The organism is Achromobacter sp. JD-1 (genome assembly GCF_038594925.1).
GTDB classification, from domain to species: domain Bacteria; phylum Pseudomonadota; class Gammaproteobacteria; order Burkholderiales; family Burkholderiaceae_B; genus Achromobacter; species Achromobacter spanius_C.
On sequence record NZ_JBCGCS010000059.1, the window covers coordinates 1 to 2569 of the forward strand.

Annotated in this window: 2 protein-coding genes and 1 pseudogene; 2 read left to right on the top strand and 1 reads right to left on the bottom strand. The window is 53.4% G+C overall.

The features are described 5' to 3' along the window. Positions 1–1485: pseudogene (locus tag WBR68_RS31085) on the top strand (hypothetical protein); the annotation flags it as partial. Next, positions 1486–2127 carry a hypothetical protein gene (locus WBR68_RS31090; protein WP_230696230.1) on the top strand — a complete coding sequence of 214 codons (642 nt, stop codon included), beginning with the start codon at positions 1486–1488 and terminating at the stop codon, positions 2125–2127. A gap of 158 nt (positions 2128–2285) precedes the next feature. On the opposite strand, the gene WBR68_RS31095 is transcribed toward WBR68_RS31090, so the two are convergent. Next, positions 2286–2569 (bottom strand): hypothetical protein (locus WBR68_RS31095; protein ID WP_230696231.1); only part of this gene is annotated, 284 nt, incomplete at its 5' end.

The following is a 2569-nucleotide window of genomic DNA, read 5'->3' on the forward strand; positions in this document are numbered from 1 at the left end:
CGTGACGAGGCGGGGCAGTTGGCCCTGACCGGCAAGACGGCAGCGGAGACGATCGCGTCGTTGAATCGGGACACGACCGATACGTTGAATGCGCTGAAGCCGATTTTTGACAAGGAGAAGATCGAGGCGGGGTTTGAGATTGCGTCAGAGGCCCAGCGGCAGGTGGGACAGTTTTTGACGAATCGGGCGAAGGAGAAGCAGGCGGCAGAGAAGGCGCTATCCGACGCGATCGAGACAGGCGGAGCCAACGACGCGGCAAGCATGAGCGCGCTCATGGATCAGGCGCAACGCGCTCAGGATTGGAGTGCTGGTGGCAAGTACGGCTTGGTCTTGTTAGCGTTGTCGGGCGCGGCTGGCGCAAACGTGACGGGATCGACCAGCGCATTCGTGCAGTCGGCCGCGGTGAACTACCTTCAAGGTCTTGGGGCAGCCCAGGTGAAGCAGATCGCCGATAGCCTAGGCAGGGATCCGCAAGCGGAGGCTGCACGCGCGGCGTTGCACGGCATCGTGGGATGCGCGGGCGCCGCAGGCCAAGGTGCAGCCTGCGCTTCGGGCGCCTTGGGTGCGAGCGCGGGCAGCATCCTCAACAGCCTGATGGGCTCGCCCGAGGGCCTAACTCCCGAGCAAGTCGAAGCGCGGCGCAATCTGGTCACAAGTCTGGTGGCCGGCATAGCGAGCGCTGCGGGAGCGGATGCGGCAACGGCGGGTACTGCGGCGGAGCTGGAGACATCGCAGAACTGGGGGCAGCTCGCAATCCCTGCGGTTAGCGCGGCGGCGGCCAAGTGTGCAACGACGCCGAGCTGCCAGCGGGCAGTCACGTACGTGTCGGACAAGACCGTCTACGTTGCCGTGCAAATGAAGGACGGCGCCATCTATGTGGGAACGGCTGCGCTGGTGGGTATTACCGCTGCGTCTGATGCCGTAGGAAACTGGGTGTCGGAATTCGTGGGCAGCGCGGTGGGGCGCGAGACGGCGCTGCCGGGTAAGCCTGGCGATGTGGTGAGGGTGGATACGCCGCCGCCGCTGCCTTCCGAGAAGGAGACGTTTGGTTCGGAGATTCCGAGTTGGCCGGGTGAGCCGGTTCAAACTGGCGGCACACCGGGCTATGAGGCGGACACGGTGCAGCATGACGGTGGCAGCGTGACGCCGTTGCCTGAGCAGCAGACGCCAACACTCATTCTTAACGTAAGTCAGGTAGACAAAGCTATTGAGAATGTAATTGAAGGGATGTCCAATACTACAGGCCGGGGATCGGAGTATGTAAATTGGACGGGTAGCGGGGGGATCGCAGCAGCGCAGAACGCATTTGATTCTTTGCCGGCTATTGCGGGTACTTCGAAAAAATATCCTAATGGAGCGCAAGTGGTGACTTTGACGGATGGTTCAACTGCTACGCTATACCCTGTCAGTACGTCTACGGTTTCGCCAAGTATTCAGATTCTGCGGCCAGAAGGGGTTGGTGATCCGATAAAAATTAGGTTTTAAATGATGAAGACAAATACAGATTTTCATGATGATTTTATGGGTATTGTTGGTTTTATTTCTTCCAGTATGAGTACTTACGAATTGGAGAATAGAAGTTTTAGAGAGAGCGGCGAAGGAGGGTGGTCTCACGTTCTATTTTCTAAGGATTTTTTAAGATCAAATGGATGGGTTGTTTTCCCCCTGTGGGAAGGGGATGTTAGACGGCTTAAGAAAGAAGATGGTTCTGTTATAGATTTTCTTGCTCGAGTTTGTGCTTTTTCGGAGGGGAGGGGTGATCGGTTCTTGAATGTGGCTATGTTCGAGAAAACGGAGTGGGAATATTCAAAGAAATTTTCGGCCTTAACAATAGCAACGCGAAAGTTCAATTTGGCAGATGAGAATCCTGGCGTTTTGTTTGAGGTGTCGGAAGATAATTTGCCTTATTGGGGAGGGGGAGTTATTTGGGCTAGTAATAAAAAATTCATGATTTATTTCGATGGAGATAATGTTTCAGCTATTGCTGGGCTACGGGAGGAGGTTGAAGAGCTGCTGGGTGTGTCTTACGCCTACTGCAAAGCGCGGTTTGTCGAAATGAACCTCGCTCATCAGACCGCGTCGAATTTGATTCAAGCTTATGTTGAATTTTGTAACGAGTTCCAATGAAATTGGCATGGGTATTTGGTTGGCCCGGCAGCGGCCAAGCTGCGCGTTCACGCTCTCTATCGCGATTTATTAAATCTATGTCAAATGGGCTGGGTTTGGATTATTGGGAGAGAGTGAGGGTTGACGGTATTTTAAAAAACGAGTTTGCAATCGGTGTTCTAAGCTAAGGCGAGATGGATGAGGATTGTAAATTCGTATTTTATTGGAGTGATCTTTGAGCCATTTATTTTTCTTGAGGATGATGAAAAAACCGAAATTGGCTTGATAGGTTCCGATTCTGAAGAAAAGGTCCGGAGGGTAATTAAAAATAAGGTGTCAGACTGCAATTTCAGGCAGATCTTGCCGGAAAACGTAGTCTGACACCTGGGACTGTCAGGATTTTTGTGTGCAGGCCTATGATGGTTTTCAAGGAGACCGACCATGGCACGCAACCCGAAGTCCA